Raw genomic sequence first — 17,010 nt, forward strand, 5'->3', positions numbered from 1 at the left:
TGCCCCCGCTCAGGCGCGGCGCGATTTCAGGAAAGCCCAGAGCCAGATGCCTGCCAGCACGAGCGAGCCGACCGCGTTGAGGTTCGCCATGGTGATGCCGAAGATGTCCCACGGAATCTCGTCGCAGCGCACCAGCGGGGCGTCGTTGATTTGCTTGAGCAGATCGGCGGCGGAGACGGTCGTGTCCACGGCGCTCGAGGTGCAATCGGTGGGCCCTTCGAAAATCTTCCGCTCCACGCCCGAGTGATAGAAGCCGATGACCGAGGTGGTCAGCGCGGCCAGCATCCCGAGAAGGGCAGTCCAGCCGGGCAGGCGGAAGGTGAGGATCACGATCCCGATGATCGCGGCGGCCAGATGCGGCCAGCGTTGCAGCAGGCACAGATGGCAGGGCGCGTAGCCGAACGCCTGAAAGACGAAGGCCCCGGCCAGTACGAAGGCGGAACCCGCGGCGGCAAGGCCTACGAGGCTGCGGAAGGAGGTCAGGTTTTGCATGCGATCTTGCATCGGGGGCCTCAGAGATATTTCAGAAGATAGAACCCGCCGATCAGCAGGATGACGAAGATGGTGAAGAGCGGGCCGAGCCAGCGCTCGATGAAGGTCTTGATCGGTTCGCCGAATTTCCACAAGAGCCCCGCCACAACGAAGAAGCGCAGCGCCCGGGCGACAAAGGAGACGCCGAGGAAGAGCACCGGGCTCAGGTTCGTGGCGCCGGCGAAGATCGTGATCACCTTATAGGGGAAGGGCGTGACGCCCGCGATCAGCACGGCCCATCCGCCGATCTCGTTGAACCGGGCCGCGAGCGAGTTGAAATCGTCGGCCTTGCCGTAGAAATCCAGCACCGGCTTGCCGATCGCATCCATGAAACCGTAGCCGATCAGATAGCCCAGACAGCCGCCCGCGACCGACGACAGGGTCGCCACCAGTGCGATGCGCCATGCCGCCCAGGGCCGCGCGAGGATCATCGGGATCATCAGCACGTCGGGCGGGATCGGGAAGACCGAGGCTTCGATGAAGGCGACAGCGGCGAGATACCACATCGCATGCGGGTGGCTCGCGCGGGCCATCGTCCAGTCGTAGATGCGGCGGATCATGGCGGCATCCTTTTCCTTGCTGCTCGGTTCGCTTCATCTCCTGCGCGGGCCGCGAGGTCAAGTCACGCGCGTTGCACCTTTGCTTTTCCCGGCCTCACGCTAGACTTCACGTAAAAGCGAGGGAGGCATTCGCGAATGCAATGGCGAGGGCGGCGCGGCAGCCGCAATATCGAAGACCGGCGCGGCCAGCGCAGGGCAGGGGGCGGCGCGATCCGTCTGGGTGGCGGTGGCCTGGGCGTCGTCGCGATCGTCGTGGTGGCCTATTTCCTCGGGATCGATCTGACGCCGCTGCTTGACGGCGGGTCGGGCGGCTCGGGGCAGGTGGTCACGCAATCGGGTGAGCTGAGCGATCGCGAGAAGGCGATGGGCGATTTCGTTTCGGTGACGCTGGCCGATACCGAAGAGGTCTGGCAGGACGTGTTCCAATCCGAGCTGGGGCGGCAATACGATCCGGCGGTGCTGGTACTCTATAGTGGCATCACGCAATCGCCCTGCGGCAATGCGAGCGGTGCGACGGGGCCGTTCTACTGTCCGGGCGATCAGAAGGTCTATCTCGACACGGCGTTTTTCGACACGCTGAGCCAGCAGCTCGGTGCGCGGGGCGATTTCGCCGCCGCTTATGTGGTCGCGCATGAGGTGGCCCATCATGTGCAGGATGAGCTGGGGATTCTCAGTAAGGTTAATGAAGTGCGCGCGCAAAGCTCCGAGGCTCAGTCCAACGCGCTCTCGGTTCGGATCGAGTTGCAGGCCGATTGCTTCTCGGGGATCTGGGCGCGCCGCGCCGAGGATCAGATTGGCGCGATCGAGCCGGGCGACATCTCGGAGGCGATGAACGCCGCCGCGCAGATCGGCGACGATACGCTGCAGCGCGAGGCGGGCAGGGTGCCGATGCCCGACAGCTTCACCCATGGCAGTTCCGCCCAGCGGCAGCGCTGGTTCGAGCGGGGCTATCAGAGCGGAGATCTCAAGCAATGCGACACGTTTTCAACGCGTAACCTCTAAGCGTACTTGCCTCGGGCGCGGCTGCGCGCTAGAGGACTCGAACTGGGCCCGAGTGGCGGAATGGTAGACGCAGCGGATTCAAAATCCGCCGCAGCAATGCGTGTCGGTTCGAATCCGACCTCGGGCACCAGACCTTCCGAAAATGACAGATCCATGCGCCGACGGTGATCCGACCGGCGCGTTTTGCGCATGTCCTGCGCGGGTGTTTTCCGTGCCCGGGGGGCTCTGTCCAAATCGGGCGAAATTGGGGCAGAACCCGGCATCGTGAAACGTGGTTATCAAAAGATGATTCGGAGAAATCTCGTTTCGTTCTCAGAACAAACGGGCATCGGATGCCGGATTGCCGCGCAAATGAGGACAATTGGGACATATTCGCGGCAGAAATATGGTCGCGATTTAGGCCGCTCCGGGAAACAAATCGATCAAGGTATTGTCGCTAAATTGAAGACAGTTTTTCGCCTTTTAAGACAGGCCATACAATCGCCACACAACCCTTAGTTTAAATGTGGCAAAACTTTGGCAAGTTTTCCGACAAAAAGATAGGTCGATCTTTTGCAAAATAGAAACGTCGTTTGAAAACAGGTACTTCGCGATTCGGATTATTGGTGCTCGTTTTTCAAGCAATCCCCCGAAATGAGGCAAGAAAGCGGCAAATTCCCCTTTTCTTTGTGGCGATCAGAAGGGCAAATTGAGGCCAAGCCCTGCTGGGGGGCTTTTGGCCATGGGGGTGGCCGAAGAGAAGAGTTGTCGAAAGAGAGCTCGCCCGGCGCTGCCAAGGGGACCGATCCATAACGGCCTCGACCTTTAGGGCAAAGGAGACGCGGAGCGATCTGCGGCGACTTTGCTGGCAGCGCCCGCGCGCGCTGACGCTGGCCAATTCTTCTCGACATTCACGTTCGGACTTCGGGTCCGGCCACGTCATGGCGCTGCCGCTTTGCGCCAAAGGGAAGACACGGCGCGGGGCCACGGAGCCAAGCGGACGGTAAAGGAGAGTTGGGGATGACTTATTATTACTATCATCACGACGACGATGATTGCGACAAGAACTCCGATCCGAACGCTGTCAACGACAGCGCGAACGTGAAGTACAACACCGCGCAGACGATTGCCGTGCTCTCGAATGACAGCGATCCCGACAGCGATCCGCTCAAGGTGACCTGGGCGAGCGATCCGGCGCATGGCTCGGTCACGGTGAATGCCGATGGCACGATCACCTACACGCCCGATCCCAACTATTCCGGCACCGACAGCTTCACCTACCAGATTTATGACGGGCAGGGCGGCTACGATACCGCGACCGTCACGATCGACGTGAGCGCGCCCGACGGCATCGTCGAAGGCACCTCCGGCGGCGATCTGATCGATGACGAATATACCGGCGATCCCGAAGGCGACATGGTCGACAATAACGACGCGATCCTGCCGGGGGCCGCGCCGAATGACGACTACATCATCGCGGGCGACGGCAATGACACGGTCTATGCCGGTCAGGGCGACGACTCCGTCGAGGGCGGCAATGGCAACGACCTGATCTTTGGCGAGGGCGGAAACGACACGCTCGAAGGCGATGCTGGCAACGACACGATCTATGGCGACAACGATCCCGCGGGTGGTCCGGCCTGCGATCCGGTCTCGGAGACCGTGGACTGGAGCCATTTCCAGACCGATTGCGGCGAGGTGAAGGACCAGACCGTCGATCTGGGCGAGACCAAAGTCCATTTCGACTTCCAGTCGCAGGATTACGGTGCGAAGGCGACTCTGACCACCGCCGCGCAATATACCGAAGCGGGCGAGAACTTCGACAGCTGCTCGGCGCTGCAACTCTATGGTGCGGGCGGCGATTGCGGGGATGGCGTCTCGCCGACTTCGACGACCGTTCTGACCTTCTCGTCGGACAACAGCGATTACACCGGCGAAGTTCAGGGGCTGAGCTTCCGGATCAACGATCTCGACCGCTCCGACAGCTATGACGATCACGTTGATATCGTGACGCTTTCCGCGGTCGACGCCGATGGCAACCCGGTCGACATCACGATCGATCCCGAGGGCAACCAGACCGTCACCGACAATGGGGACGGCACTTACACGATCACCGGCGGCGATCAGGACACCGGCCATCTCGATCAAGACGACAAGATCGGCTCGGTCAAGGTCACGATCAACGATCCGACCGCGAAGCTTACCATCGCCTACTCGAACGGTGGCGATACGGATCAGGCGATCTCGATCACCGACATGACCTACGACACCTGCCCGGTGGAAGACGACCCGGGCGAGCCCGGCGATGACAGCATCATGGGCGGTCTGGGCGATGACGTGCTCTACGGTCAGCAGGGCGAGGATACGCTGGAAGGTGGCGCGGGGGCCGACCATCTCGACGGTGGCGAAGGCAACGATACGCTCGATGGCGGCGCGGATGCCGACACTGTCTATGGCGGCGACGATCGCGACCTGTTCATCGTCGGCTCGTCCGAGGACGGCATCGGCGACACGCTCGACGGTGGCGAGGGCGGCGACGATTACGACACGCTCGACCTGCAGGGCGCGGGCCCGCTGCGTGTCCACTCGACGGTCACCGATTACGACCCGGTCTCGGGTGTCAGCACCTATGCCGGGACGGTCGACTTCCTCGATGGCAGCGGCAATGTCACCGGCACGCTCGAATTCTCCAACATGGAGGATGTCATTCCCTGCTTCACGCCGGGCACGCTGATCGCGACGCCGCGTGGCGAAGTTCCGGCCGAGACGCTGCGCGAAGGCGACAAGGTTCTGACCCGCGATAACGGCATTCAGGTCGTTCGCTGGGCGGGCCGCGCCGAGATGAGCCGCGAGCGCCTGCAGCACGCGCCGCATCTCAAGCCAGTGCTGATCCGCAAGGGCTCGCTGGGCAACGATCTGCCCGAGCGCGACATGATGGTCTCGCCGAACCACCGGATGCTCGTCGCCAATGACAAGACCGCGCTCTATTTCGAAGAGCATGAGGTTCTCGTCGCGGCCAAGCATCTCGTCGCCAATCAGGGCGTCGACACGGTGGAGACGCTGGGCACCAGCTACCTGCACTTCATGTTCGACCGCCACGAAGTGCTGCTCGCCAACGGTTCCTGGACCGAAAGCTTCCAGCCCGGCGATCAGACTCTGGGCGGCATGGGCAATTCGCAGCGGCAGGAAATCTTCGAGATCTTCCCCGACCTGCAGACCGCGAAGGGCCGCGATGCCTATCATGCGGCGCGCAAGACGCTGAAGAAGCACGAAGCGAGCGTGCTGCTGATGAGCTAGGTCGCGCGCCTCGCCGGGGCTTCGCCAGAGCGAAAATAGCGACCGCGTCTGGGGGTTCCCCGGGCGCGGCGTTTTTTGTGTTGTTTCCGCGACTTGAACACTTCGTTTCCGCTACTCCACACGTAGAAGTGGTAAAACACGTTTTCGCCTTAGAGTTTTGTCGCTATCGTGGCATTCTGGATCTCGACTGTTGGGAGGCAGGAGGATCGGATGACGCGGAGCATGCGCGCAACGGATATCGCGGAGATTTTGGCGCAATCGCCGGCTCAGGGCCTGCGCTGCACCGCGATGGCGCGCACCGAGGCGCTGCGTCTCGAATTCGACAGCCATGACGAGACCGACGGCCATATCAGCGGCTATGACGCGGCGGGCGAGGCGGTGTTTTCCGGCTCGATCGCGGCGTTTCGTGCGGCCATTCCCTGCGTGACGCCCGAGACGCGCGTGGCGACCGAGGCTGGCGCCGTCGCGGCGGGCGATTTGCGCCCCGGCGCCCGGCTCGTGACCCGGGAGTCCGGCGTTCAGCAGCTGCGCTGGATCGGATCGCGCGTCTTCACCGAGACCGATCTCGCGCTCAATCCGCTGCTGCGCCCGGTGTGCATCCGTGCGGGCGCGCTTGGCGAGGGGCATCCGGCGCAGGATCTGCGCGTCTCGCCCAATCACCGGTTGCTTGCGCCGCTGCGCGGAAATGTCATGACGGCACAAGAGCTTGTCGGGTTGGACGGGGTCGCGGTCGATCACGCGGAGGGCGGCGTGCGCTATCTGCAACTGCTGCTCGACGCGCCGGAGATGCTGCTTTGTGAAGGGGTGTGGGTCGAGAGTTTCCGACCCGAGACCGCCATGCTGGCAGGCTTCGATGCGGCGCAGCGGGCGGAGCTCCTGTCGCTGCGCCCCGACCTGTCACGGCGCGATGCGGGAGCCGCACCGGCCGAGATGCAGTCCAGCGAGTGAGCTTCCACTAAACGGCAAAAAAAAGAGCCGGGCGCTGAGGCCCGGCCAAAAGACGATTCCGGTCAGGGGAATGCCCGGATCGTTCGCGTCACAGGAAGCGGCGCTCTTCTTGCCGGGCAATCTCCCGGCTGATTCCGATATCTTCGAGCAGATGGTCATCGAGTTTCCCCAGCGCCACCCGCGAACGGCGCGCTTCGAGGACGCGCGCAACGCGCGCGATCAGGCTCAGACGGCCATGACGGGCGGGAACGGGACGGGTCCGCGACAGGGTAAACATTGCGATGCCTTTCTGTATTGATACAATGTGGTATTTGTTGCTATAGAAGGGATACAATGACTCCTTTTAGGCAACCAGAGAAATATTGTGACTGATACAAGCTGGTCTCCCGAACTCGCCCATATCTCCGGCCCGAAATATCTCGCGCTGGTCCGCGCGCTGCGCGAAGGCATCCGCCGTGGCGATCTCAAGCCGGGCACAAAACTGCCTACAGTCAGAGACTTGGCATGGTCTTTGGGGGTCACGCCCGGCACCGTCGCGCGGGGGTATCAGATCGCCACGCAGGAGGGGTTGCTGGAGGCCAAGGTGGGGCGTGGCACCTTTGTATCGACACAAACGCAGCGACTCGGTCCTCGAGAGCCGCTCTATCGCCACACCGGAGAGGATATCGACGCCACCCCGGACGATCTGGTCAATCTCAGATCGCCACAATTGCCCGATGTCGGCCAGACAAAAGCGTTACAATGGGCGATGACCGAAGCCGCCCGCGACATCGGCAAGACCTATCTGCAATATCCCGGCCTTCGCCGCGACGCCTATTGCCGCGAGGCGGTGATGGATTGGTTCCCGAAGGATTGCTCGCTCGCGTCGGAGCTCAATGCCGACGATCTCGTGCTGACCCATGGCGGGCAGAACGGGATCAACCTCGTGATGCAGACCTGCCTGCGCGGCGACCGTCCCGGCGTCTATATCGAGGAGCTGGCCTATCCCGGCTTCCGGCACGCGGCGCGGCTCAACCGCGCCGAGGTGCATCCGGTCGCGATCGACGCGCAGGGGATGATCCCCGATGCGCTCGACGCGGCCTGTCGCAAACATGGCGGCCAGATCGTCTGCATCACGCCCGATGCGCAGAACCCCACGGCGGGGCGGATGGACGCGGCGCGCCGCGAAGCGCTGGCCGAGGTCGCGCGCCGCCACGATCTGCAGATCATCGAGGACGATTGCTACACCGCGCCGGTCACGGGTCTGCCGAGCTTCCGCGTCATCGCACCGGAGCGCAGCTGGCATGTCACCTCGCTGTCGAAGACGATCTCGGCGGGCATGCGTTTCGGCATTGTGGCCGCGCCCGGGGGCATGGGCGAGGTGGGACGGCTAGCCGCCCAGCACAGCTTCTTCGGTCTCGCGCGTCCGATCACCGACATGGTCGCGCTGCTGTTCGAGAGTGGAGAGGCCATGCGCCTGCGTTACGCCGCGCAGGAGGAGATGGGGCGGCGGTTGCAGATGACGGTGCAATCGCTGGCGGGCCAGGATTTCAACTGGCTGCCGGGGCTGAGCTTCCTCTGGCTGAAACTCCCGATGGGCTGGCGCGGCTCCACCTTCGCGCGCATGGCCGAGATGGAAGGCGTGCTGCTGCGCTCGGCCGACGAATATGTCGTGCAGGATGGGCAGGCGCCCAACGCGGTGCGCATCGCGATGGCGGGCTCGGTGCCGGAGGAGCGCTTCCGCACGGCTTTGCGCACGCTGACGGGGCTGCTGGAGCGGATGCCCGACGATCTGCCGGTCTGAGGGCCGAAGCCTGACGCAGCGCCGCCGCGGCACGCTGCACAAATTTACGGCACCTGCCTTGCCCTTACGCGAGTAGGGGCGGTTGCCCTCTTTTCACGCCCGCGCCCTTGTGCTTTCGTGACATCCAACGACGCCCGAGACGGGTGCAAATCGGGAGAGTTGGATGGCGGGTAAAGGGGAGAGCTGGCTGCGCAGCGAGTCCGCGCAGGGCTATGCGTTGATCTCGCCGCCCTTCCTCTATGCCGTTCTTTTGCTGGCTGCGCCTCTGATCACGATCCTTGCCTATTCCTTCTTCCAGGACGGCTATCTGACGGTGGTGCATGAATTCACCCTGCAGAATTACATCGCCACATGGACCGATCCGATCTTTCGCGTGATTCTGGTCCGTTCGCTTTTCGTGGCGGGGCTGGTGACACTGATCACGGTCGCGCTGGCCTTCCCGATTGCCTATTATCTGAGCTTCGGTCTCGCACCGAACCAGAAGGCGCGGTGGATCTTCCTGATCACGATTCCCTTCTGGACCTCCTATCTGATCCGCGTGTTCCTGTGGAAGGTGATCCTTGGCTATAACGGCGTGATCAACTCGGCGCTGGAAAGTATCGGGATCATCGGGCCGAACGGGCTGATCGCGGACCCGCTGCAGATGCTCAATTCGGTGGGGGCGATCGCGTTGACGCTGGCCCATGCCTATGCGCCGTTTGCGATCCTGCCGATCTTCGTGAGCCTCGAGAAGATCGACCGCTCGCTGCTGGAGGCGGGGCAGGATCTGGGCGAGAGCCGCTGGCGCACCTTCCTGCGTGTGACGCTGCCCTTGGCGATGCCGGGCGTGGTGGCCGCGACCCTGATCGTCTTCATCCCGACGGTCGGCGATTACGTCACGCCCGAGCTGATCGGGGGCGGCAAGATGCCGATGGTCGCGAACCTCATTCAGGCGCAGATGCTGCCGCTGGACAACCGGCCCATGGGTTCGGCGATCGCGGTCAGCTCGCTTCTGGTGGTCGCCGCGCTGTCGCTGGTGTACCTGTGGCTCAACCGCCGCTTCCTCAAGGTTGGAAAGTGAGCCGCGCATGAAAATCCCGTCCCTCAAGATCTACGCGATCGCTTACCTGATCTTTCTCTATGCGCCGATTTTCCTGCTGCCGCTATTCGCCTTCAATGACGGCACGATCATCGCCTTTCCGCTGAAAGGCTTCACGACCGACTGGTTCGCGAAGATGGCCGAGAATGACACTCTACGCCACGCGCTGTCGAATTCGCTGATCATCGCACTGACTTCGTCCGCCGGCGCCACGATCCTTGCGATTTTCGCCGCCCGCGCCTCGACGCGCTACCGCTTCAAGGGCAAGGGCGGGATCATGGGGTTGATCCTGCTGCCGATGGTGCTGCCCGATATCCTGATGGGGATGTCGCTGCTCTTGGTGATGCTCGAAGTGCTGAAGGTGAACCTGTCGATCGCGACGGTGATTTTGGGCCATGTGATCATCTCGCTGCCCTATGCGATCGCGGTGCTGCAAACGGCTTTTGCGACGCTGGATCAGTCGCTCGAAGAGGCGGCGGTCGATCTGGGCGAGACGCGGATGTCGACCTTCCGGCTGATCGTTCTGCCGCTGGTGATGCCCGGCATCATCTCGGCCTTCCTGATCTCTTTCACGATCTCGCTCGACGAGTTCATCGTGGCCTTCTTCCTCGCGGGCAATCAGCCCACGCTGCCCACCTACATCTTTTCCCAGCTGCGTTTCCCCTCGGCGATCCCGGTCATCATGGCGCTTGGCACCTGCCTCGTCGCGGCCTCGATCCTGCTTCTGAGCGTGGCCGAATTCTTCCGCCGGCGCGGGGTCAAACGGACCGGCGCCAAGGATACCGGAGGTTTCCTGTGACCGATAAACCGATGATCGCCTTTCAGGACGTTCACAAATATTACGGCGATTATCACGCGCTGCGCGGCATCACCGCCGAGATCCGCGCGGGCGAGTTCTTCTCGCTGCTCGGTCCGTCGGGCTGTGGCAAGACTACGCTTCTGCGCACCATCGCGGGGTTCGAGGAGATTTCCTCAGGCGCGGTGCTGATCGACGGCAAGACGATGGTGGGCGTGCCGCCGAACAAGCGGCCCACGAACATGGTGTTCCAGTCCTACGCGATCTTCCCGCATCTGAGCGTGGCCGAGAATGTGGGTTTCGGCCTGCGCCGCGATCCGCGCTCGAAATCGGAGAAAGCCAAGCTGGTCGAGGAATCGCTCGAGATGGTCGGGCTTTCGGGCTACGGCGCCCGCGCGGCCCATGCGCTCTCGGGCGGGCAGCGGCAGCGTGTGGCGCTAGCCCGTGCGCTGATCCTTAAGCCTAAGGTTTTGTTGCTCGATGAGCCGCTCTCCGCGCTCGACCGCAAGATCCGCGAGCAGATGCAGGTCGAGCTGATCAAGCTGCAGCGTGAGGTCGGCATCACCTTCGTTCTCGTGACCCACGATCAGGAAGAGGCGCTGGTCATGTCGGACCGGATCGCGGTGATGTTCGAAGGCGAGATCGCCCAGCTCGCCGATCCGGAAGTGCTCTATGGCCGACCGAATTCGCGCCGCGTGGCCGATTTCATCGGGGTGATGAATTTCCTGCCCGCCTCCGTGACAGACGGGCCGGGCGATGGGGTGACGGCCGAGGTCGCAGGACTCGGTCGGCTCGAAGTCGCGCCGAGCCAGATTTCGAGCGCGCCCGCGGGCGATGGCGCGGCGGTGGGGTTCCGTCCGGAAACCCTAACCCTTCTTTACGAAGGTCAACAGGCCTCGGACCGCGAGGCGCCCGGTACGATCGACGAAGTCGTCTATTACGGCGACATGACCTATTACGACGTGCGTCTCGACGGGACCGAAAAGCCGGTCCGCATCTCGATGCGCAATGTCTTCGGGCGCCCCGTGCTGGAGGTCGGCACCCGCACCCGCGTCGCATGGTCGCCCGGGGCGCTGGTGCTGTTCCGGTGAAGCGGGCATGGGGCGGTGCCCCCGTTGCCGGAGGGCGACAATAAATAAAGAAAGAGGGGGCGCTGCCCCCGCTCCCTTCGGGAGCCCCCCGGGATATTTTACCCAAGAGGAAGGGGCTTAGGTTTTCGCCGCGACGTGCGCCTTGCACGTTTGCCATTTGACCACCCCCGGCAACGCGGCCTAGATAGGGGCCAAGTGAGGCGCGGAGGCATTTGCCATGAAGGTCATCATCTGCGGTGCGGGTCAGGTCGGTTGGCAGATCGCGCGCCATCTGGCGGGCGAACGCAACGACGTCACGGTGGTCGATTCCAATCCGGAACTGGTGCGGCGCGCGGCCGATACGCTCGACGTTCAGGGCGTGGTGGGCTTCGCCTCGCATCCGGATATTCTCGAGCAGGCCGGGGCGCGCGACTGCGATCTGATGATCGCCGCGACCCATTCGGACGAGGTCAATATGGTGACCTGTCAGGTCGCGATGTCGGTCTTCGGGATCACGCGCAAGATCGCCCGCATTCGGGCGCAAAGCTATCTGCAGCCGCAATATTCCGATCTCTACCGGCGCGATCACCTGCCGATCGACGTGATCATCTCGCCCGAGCGCGAGGTGGCCGAGGCCGCGCTGCGCCGCTTGGCGGCACCCTCGACCTTCGACACGGAGAGCTTCCTCGACGAGCAGCTGCAGCTGCTGGGGATCGAGCTGGATGCGGATTGTCCGGTGCTCGACACGCCGCTGCGCCAGCTCACCGATTTGTTTTCGACGCTGCGCGCGGTCGTGGTGGGCATTCGCCGCGAGGGGCGGCTGTTCGCGCCCGAGCCGGGCGATCAGCTGTTTGCGGGCGATCAGATCTATGTCTTCGCCCATGTAGAGGACGTGAACCGGACGCTCGATATCTTCGGCAAGTCGACCCAGAAGCAGGAACGCATCGTCATCATCGGCGGCGGGAATGTGGGTCTCAGCGTGGCCAAGGCGCTCGAAGCGCGGACCGAGCGGGTGCGCGCCAAGATCATCGAACGCTCGCGCGCGCAGGCCGAGAAGGCCGCCGATGCACTGGACCGGACCATCGTGCTCAATGGCGACGGGATGAGCTCGGAATTGCTGGAGGAGGCGAATATCGCCACCGCCGATGCGGTTCTGGCAATCACCGATGACGACAAGACCAACATCCTCGTCTCGGTGCGCGCCAAGCAGGCGGGTTGCCGGATGGCGATCTGTCTGATCAACGATCCCACGCTGGCGCCCTTGCTGAGTGCGCTCGATATCGACGCCTATATCAACCCGCGCGCGACGACCGTGTCCTCGATCCTGCGCCATATCCGGCATGGCCGGGTGCGCGCGATCTACTCGATCGGGGATGCCGAGGGCGAGGCGATCGAGGCGCAGGTGATGGGCACCTCGCCGATGTCGGGCAAGGCGGTGCGCGACGTCGATTTCCCCGAAGGCGTGCTGATCGGCGCGATCCGCAAGGGCGACAAGATCGTCAAACCCACCGGCAATACCCGCATCGAAGAAGGCGATATCGTGGTCCTTTTCGCGCTGACCTCCGATGTGCCCGAAGTGGAGCGCCTGTTGCAGGTCTCCATCGACTTCTTCTAAGGGCCGCTCCGCATGGAACGCATGATCAAGGCCTTGCCGCTGCCGATCCTCCTGATGGGAGTTTCGGCGCTGGCGATGTATGTGCCAGCGATCCATGCGCTTCTGACCCATCATCACCATACGGCGCGGTCGTTCTTCTATTCGGCCACGCTGTTTCTCTTCGCGACCGCGCTGATCGGCTTGGCCAACGGATCGAACCCGCGACCTGCGCGGGCAGGGCGGGCGAGCCTTTTGATCATGCTCGCCGCCTTCACCGTGCTGCCGCTGATGCTGGCGGTGCCGTTCTATGTCGCGGTGCGCGACACCTCGTTCTTCAACAGCTGGTGGGAGATGGTTTCGGCCTTCACGACCACCGGCGGCACGCTCTACGAGCCCACCCGGCTGGTCGGGTCGGTCCATCTGTGGCGCGGGCTGGTCGCTTGGATGGGTGGGTTCTTCATCCTCGTGATGGCGATCGCGGTTCTCGCGCCGATGCGGCTGGGCGGGTTCGAGGTGTTCTTCTCGGGCGGTCCCTCGGGCGCTCCGGCCGCCGCGGCCCCGGCGGCCGATGGCGGGGCGGAGATGTCCGAGCGCATTGCCCATTACGCGGTGTCGCTCGCGCCGATCTATACCGGGCTGACGGTCCTGTTGTGGGTCTGCCTGCTGATGGCGGGGGATCGGTCGCTGACGGCGCTGATCCATGCGATGTCGACGCTGTCGACCTCGGGGATCTCGCCGGTGGGCGGGATGGCCAATGCGCGCTCCGGCATGGCGGGCGAGATGGTGATCTTCGTGTTCTTTCTTCCGGCGCTGTCGCGCAGGCTCTGGCCGGGCGGGGGCGAGCTGCGCGCCTCGCCGAAGCTGATCGACGATCCCGAACTGCGTCTGGCTGCAGCGCTGGTGATCCTCGTGCCGCTGTTTCTCTTCATCCGTCACTGGATCGCGGCGCTGGAAGTGCGCACGCCGGGCGATTTCGGCGCGATCTTCAAATCGATCTGGGGCTCGCTGTTCACCTCGCTGTCCTTCCTGACCACGACCGGCTTCGAATCGTCGGCGTGGCATGACGCGCGCGACTGGTCGGGACTGGGCACGCCGGGCCTGATCCTCGCGGGGCTTGCGATCATCGGCGGCGGGGTCGCGACGACGGCGGGCGGGGTGCGGCTGCTGCGGGTTTATGCCCTGCTGCGCCACGGCGAGCGCGAACTCGACAAGCTGATCTACCCGAACTCCATCGCGGGCGGCGGCATGATGGCGCGCCGGTTGCGCCGGGAGGGCGCCTATATCAGCTGGATCGTGTTCATGCTGTTCGCGATCTCGATCGGCGGGGTGATGATGGCAGTCTCGCTGTTCGGCCTGTCTTTCGAACCGGCGACGATTCTGACGATCGCGGCGCTGTCGAATACCGGTCCGCTGGCGGGGATTGCGGCGGATGTGCCGCTGAGCTGGGCCCATCTGAGCGAGCCCATCAAGGCTATATTCGCCTTCGCCATGGTGCTTGGGCGGCTCGAGACGCTGGCCATCATCGCGCTCTTCAACCCCGAGTTCTGGCGCTCCTGAATCCCGGATTTGATACGCAAATTCTGGCTCAGGGCCTAACAAACTGTTTTTTGGGCTGGAATCTCCCGCTCTGCACTGCATACTTGAATCAAATGGGTGTCTTTGACGCAGGCGCCCGGACGCGAGACACGAACAAGGGCAAGAACAATATGGCTGGCGATAGACAGAACCTGCAGGACGCATTCCTCAATCACGTTCGCAAAACGAAGGTTCCGGTCACGATATTTTTGATCAACGGGGTGAAGCTGCAGGGTGTCATCACCTGGTTTGACAACTTCTGCGTGCTTCTGCGCCGCGATGGGCAATCTCAGCTTGTCTACAAGCATGCGATCTCGACGATCATGCCGGGACAGCCTATTTCGCTTTACGAAGGCGACGACTAAGCGTCGCGACACGCGGCTTTAGCGATACATATCTTGAGCGAAACGACCTCTACCGAGACGCCCGATACCCGGGCCTACGTGATCCATCCCGACATCCCGTCGCGAGAGGGCCAACGGCACTTGCCCCAATTCGCGCTGTCCGAAGCGGTCTCGCTGGCCGCGGCCCTGCCGCATCTGCAGGTCATCGGCGAGGAGATCGTGAAGCTGCGCAAGCCCGAGCCGGGCAAGCTGTTCGGTCAGGGCAAGCTCGCCGAGATCAAGGCGCGGCTGGAAGCGAACGAGATCGACCTCGTCTTCATCGACGGACCGGTGACGCCGGTGCAGCAGCGTAACCTCGAGAAGGAATGGGGGGTGAAGCTCCTCGACCGGACCGGGTTGATCCTTGAAATCTTCGCCGACCGTGCGCGCACCCGTGAAGGTGTGTTGCAGGTGGAGCTGGCCGCACTGAGCTATCAGCGCACGCGGCTGGTGCGCGCCTGGACCCACCTCGAGCGTCAGCGCGGCGGGCTCGGTTTCGTCGGCGGCCCCGGCGAGACCCAGATCGAGGCCGACCGCCGCGCCATCGACGAGCAGATCGTGCGCCTGCGCCGCCAGCTTGCGAAGGTCGTGAAGACCCGCGAGCTGCATCGCGCCGCGCGCCGCAAGGTGCCGTTCCCGATCGTGGCGCTGGTGGGCTACACCAATGCCGGGAAATCCACGCTGTTCAATCGCGTGACCGGGGCGGAAGTGCTGGCGAAGGATATGCTGTTCGCCACGCTCGACCCGACGATGCGCGGGTTGGAGCTGCCCACCGGGCGCAAGGTGATCCTGTCCGACACGGTGGGCTTCATCTCGGACCTGCCGACGCAGCTTGTCGCGGCCTTCCGTGCGACGCTGGAAGAGGTGCTGGAAGCCGATCTGATCTTGCATGTCCGCGACATCTCGCATCCCGAGACCGAAGAACAGGCGGAGGATGTGAACGACATTCTCGCCAAGCTGGGCGTCGCCAAGGAAGTGCCGCTGATCGAGGTCTGGAACAAGATGGACGCCGTCCCGCCCGATCAGCGCCGCGCGCTGATGGTGCAGGAAGCCCGCGAGCCCGATCTGCAGGCGATCTCGGCGCTGACCGGGGACGGACTCGACGCCCTTCTGACGGCGATCGACGAGAAGCTTTCCGAAGAGCGCTACCACGAGGAAATCACGCTCCGCTTCGCGGATGGGCGCAAGCGCGCCTGGCTGCACGAACAGAACGTGATCCGCGGCGAGACCCAGACCGAAGAGGGCTGGAACTTCGAGGTCGAATGGACCGGCAGCCAGCGCAACCGGTTCCGGGCGCTGTAGGCTGGGTCGACCGGGGCAGGGGCGCTGCCCCTCTTCGCTGACTTCGCCGGCCCTCCGCTTACGCTTCGGGCGTTCGGCGGGCGTCCTTCCACAGGAAGGCCGCTGAGCCCGCCTCACCCCCGGGATATTTTCACCAAGCCGAAGCAGGCGCGCGCGCCTTGGTTTTCCCGGGGACGCCCGTGACCGGTAGGGGTTGCCAAGCCTGCGCGATGGGTCTATATCGCGCGCACTTCACAGGCGGAGGCGGGCCAATGAGGGAGACATCCTCAAAGGTCCACCGGTTGGGGCATCAGCCCTGAGACCCTCCGCTCAGGCGCAAACCGGAAAAGGAATTGGACATGGCGCTTCCTGAATTCTCCCTGCGTCAGCTCTTGGAAGCTGGCGTTCACTTTGGCCACCAGACGCAGCGTTGGAACCCCCGTATGGGTCAGTACATCTATGGCGAGCGTAACGGCATCCACATCATCGATCTGACGCAGACCGTTCCGATGCTCGATCAGGCTCTGCAGGTCATCCGCGACACCGTTGCGAAAAACGGCCGCGTTCTCTTCGTCGGCACCAAGCGTCAGGCTGCTCGCCCGATCGCTGAAGCCGCTGAGAAATGCGCACAGTATTACATGAACCACCGCTGGCTCGGCGGCACGCTGACCAACTGGAAGACCGTCTCCCAGTCGATCAAGCGTCTCAACGAGATCGACGAGAAGCTCGCGGAAGGCGCTGAAGGCCTGACCAAGAAAGAGCGTCTCGGCATGGAGCGTGACCAGGCGAAGCTTCAGGCGTCGCTCGGTGGTATCCGCGAAATGGGCGGTCTGCCGGACCTGCTGTTCGTGATCGACGTGAACAAGGAAGACCTCGCCATCGCGGAAGCCAAGAAGCTCGGCATTCCGGTCGTGGCCGTGGTCGACACCAACTGCCCGCCGAACGGCGTGGACTACGTGATCCCGGGCAACGATGACGCGGCGCGCGCCATCGCGCTCTATTGCGACCTCGCTTCGCGCGCAGCTCTCGACGGCATGTCGGCCCAGATGGGCGCCGCAGGCGTGGACGTCGGTGCCCTGACCGAGACCCCGGTCGAAGAGGCGCTGACCGAAGCTGAGGCTCAGTAAGCCACG

General features: G+C 63.6%; 15 protein-coding genes and 1 tRNA gene. 13 read left to right on the forward strand and 3 right to left on the reverse strand.

What is annotated here, in order from left to right; genetic code table 11:
- Positions 1-9: 9 nt before the first annotated feature.
- Both BMI86_RS09150 and BMI86_RS09155 read right to left on the reverse strand, forming a co-directional pair.
- Entirely contained in the window at positions 10-504 is a 495-nt protein-coding gene (locus BMI86_RS09150; RefSeq protein ID WP_246831677.1) for a disulfide bond formation protein B, read from the reverse strand.
- Between the two features lie 8 nt (positions 505-512).
- Positions 513-1,091, reverse strand: coding sequence for a YqaA family protein (locus tag BMI86_RS09155; protein WP_078540895.1), 579 nt, complete (start codon positions 1,089-1,091; stop codon positions 513-515).
- A gap of 135 nt (positions 1,092-1,226) precedes the next feature.
- On the opposite strand from BMI86_RS09155, the gene BMI86_RS09160 reads away from it, so the two are divergent.
- The 4 genes from BMI86_RS09160 to BMI86_RS09175 all read left to right on the forward strand — a co-directional run bounded on the left by BMI86_RS09160 (position 1,227) and on the right by BMI86_RS09175 (position 6,317).
- Positions 1,227-2,093 (forward strand): neutral zinc metallopeptidase, encoded by an 867-nt coding sequence (locus BMI86_RS09160; RefSeq protein ID WP_078540897.1) that lies wholly within the window; start codon positions 1,227-1,229, stop codon positions 2,091-2,093.
- A 46-nt stretch (positions 2,094-2,139) separates the two neighbouring features.
- Positions 2,140-2,223 (forward strand) — tRNA-Leu (locus BMI86_RS09165).
- A gap of 869 nt (positions 2,224-3,092) precedes the next feature.
- Positions 3,093-5,369, forward strand: a complete 2,277-nt coding sequence (locus BMI86_RS09170; RefSeq protein ID WP_078540899.1) for a Hint domain-containing protein — start codon at positions 3,093-3,095, stop codon at positions 5,367-5,369.
- A 210-nt stretch (positions 5,370-5,579) separates the two neighbouring features.
- Positions 5,580-6,317, forward strand: a complete 738-nt coding sequence (locus BMI86_RS09175) for a Hint domain-containing protein (RefSeq protein ID WP_078540901.1) — start codon at positions 5,580-5,582, stop codon at positions 6,315-6,317.
- A gap of 88 nt (positions 6,318-6,405) precedes the next feature.
- Here BMI86_RS09175 and BMI86_RS09180 read toward each other — a convergent pair whose 3' ends face one another.
- On the reverse strand, positions 6,406-6,651 hold the full coding sequence (locus BMI86_RS09180; RefSeq protein ID WP_246831678.1) for a DUF1127 domain-containing protein: 246 nt from the start codon (positions 6,649-6,651) through the stop codon (positions 6,406-6,408).
- Positions 6,652-6,681: 30 nt separating this feature from the next.
- On the opposite strand from BMI86_RS09180, the gene BMI86_RS09185 reads away from it, so the two are divergent.
- The 9 genes from BMI86_RS09185 to rpsB all read left to right on the forward strand — a co-directional run bounded on the left by BMI86_RS09185 (position 6,682) and on the right by rpsB (position 17,004).
- Positions 6,682-8,100, forward strand: a complete 1,419-nt coding sequence (locus BMI86_RS09185) for a PLP-dependent aminotransferase family protein (RefSeq protein ID WP_078540905.1) — start codon at positions 6,682-6,684, stop codon at positions 8,098-8,100.
- 163 nt (positions 8,101-8,263) lie between these two features.
- Complete coding sequence (locus tag BMI86_RS09190; RefSeq protein ID WP_078540907.1) at positions 8,264-9,160, forward strand: ABC transporter permease; 897 nt, start codon at positions 8,264-8,266, stop codon at positions 9,158-9,160.
- A gap of 7 nt (positions 9,161-9,167) precedes the next feature.
- Positions 9,168-9,977 carry an ABC transporter permease gene (locus tag BMI86_RS09195; RefSeq protein ID WP_078540909.1) on the forward strand — a complete coding sequence of 270 codons (810 nt, stop codon included), beginning with the start codon at positions 9,168-9,170 and terminating at the stop codon, positions 9,975-9,977.
- An 11-nt stretch (positions 9,978-9,988) separates the two neighbouring features.
- Positions 9,989-11,065 carry an ABC transporter ATP-binding protein gene (locus BMI86_RS09200; protein ID WP_078541378.1) on the forward strand — a complete coding sequence of 359 codons (1,077 nt, stop codon included), beginning with the start codon at positions 9,989-9,991 and terminating at the stop codon, positions 11,063-11,065.
- Positions 11,066-11,282: 217 nt separating this feature from the next.
- Entirely contained in the window at positions 11,283-12,659 is a 1,377-nt protein-coding gene (gene trkA / locus BMI86_RS09205; RefSeq protein WP_078520699.1) for a Trk system potassium transporter TrkA, read from the forward strand.
- 12 nt (positions 12,660-12,671) lie between these two features.
- Entirely contained in the window at positions 12,672-14,195 is a 1,524-nt protein-coding gene (locus BMI86_RS09210) for a potassium transporter TrkG (protein WP_078520698.1), read from the forward strand.
- 149 nt (positions 14,196-14,344) lie between these two features.
- Positions 14,345-14,578, forward strand: a complete 234-nt coding sequence (gene hfq / locus BMI86_RS09215; RefSeq protein WP_078521029.1) for an RNA chaperone Hfq — start codon at positions 14,345-14,347, stop codon at positions 14,576-14,578.
- A 33-nt stretch (positions 14,579-14,611) separates the two neighbouring features.
- Complete coding sequence (hflX, locus tag BMI86_RS09220) at positions 14,612-15,898, forward strand: GTPase HflX (protein ID WP_078540910.1); 1,287 nt, start codon at positions 14,612-14,614, stop codon at positions 15,896-15,898.
- A gap of 338 nt (positions 15,899-16,236) precedes the next feature.
- On the forward strand, positions 16,237-17,004 hold the full coding sequence (gene rpsB, locus BMI86_RS09225) for a 30S ribosomal protein S2 (protein ID WP_078540912.1): 768 nt from the start codon (positions 16,237-16,239) through the stop codon (positions 17,002-17,004).
- Positions 17,005-17,010: the final 6 nt, after the last annotated feature.

This window comes from Thioclava sp. DLFJ5-1 (assembly GCF_002020115.1).
Taxonomy (GTDB): Bacteria; Pseudomonadota; Alphaproteobacteria; order Rhodobacterales; family Rhodobacteraceae; genus Thioclava; species Thioclava sediminum.

Bases quoted from the DNA above. Each gene is read 5' to 3' on its own strand.
- BMI86_RS09150 (WP_246831677.1), bottom strand. From the start codon at position 504: ATGCAAGATCGCATGCAAAACCTGACCTCCTTCCGCAGCCTCGTAGGC.
- BMI86_RS09155 (WP_078540895.1), bottom strand. From the start codon at position 1,091: ATGATCCGCCGCATCTACGACTGGACGATGGCCCGCGCGAGCCACCCG.
- BMI86_RS09160 (WP_078540897.1), top strand. From the start codon at position 1,227: ATGCAATGGCGAGGGCGGCGCGGCAGCCGCAATATCGAAGACCGGCGC.
- BMI86_RS09170 (WP_078540899.1), top strand. From the start codon at position 3,093: ATGACTTATTATTACTATCATCACGACGACGATGATTGCGACAAGAAC.
- BMI86_RS09175 (WP_078540901.1), top strand. From the start codon at position 5,580: ATGACGCGGAGCATGCGCGCAACGGATATCGCGGAGATTTTGGCGCAA.
- BMI86_RS09190 (WP_078540907.1), top strand. From the start codon at position 8,264: ATGGCGGGTAAAGGGGAGAGCTGGCTGCGCAGCGAGTCCGCGCAGGGC.
- BMI86_RS09195 (WP_078540909.1), top strand. From the start codon at position 9,168: ATGAAAATCCCGTCCCTCAAGATCTACGCGATCGCTTACCTGATCTTT.
- BMI86_RS09200 (WP_078541378.1), top strand. From the start codon at position 9,989: ATGATCGCCTTTCAGGACGTTCACAAATATTACGGCGATTATCACGCG.
- trkA (WP_078520699.1), top strand. From the start codon at position 11,283: ATGAAGGTCATCATCTGCGGTGCGGGTCAGGTCGGTTGGCAGATCGCG.
- BMI86_RS09210 (WP_078520698.1), top strand. From the start codon at position 12,672: ATGGAACGCATGATCAAGGCCTTGCCGCTGCCGATCCTCCTGATGGGA.
- hfq (WP_078521029.1), top strand. From the start codon at position 14,345: ATGGCTGGCGATAGACAGAACCTGCAGGACGCATTCCTCAATCACGTT.
- rpsB (WP_078540912.1), top strand. From the start codon at position 16,237: ATGGCGCTTCCTGAATTCTCCCTGCGTCAGCTCTTGGAAGCTGGCGTT.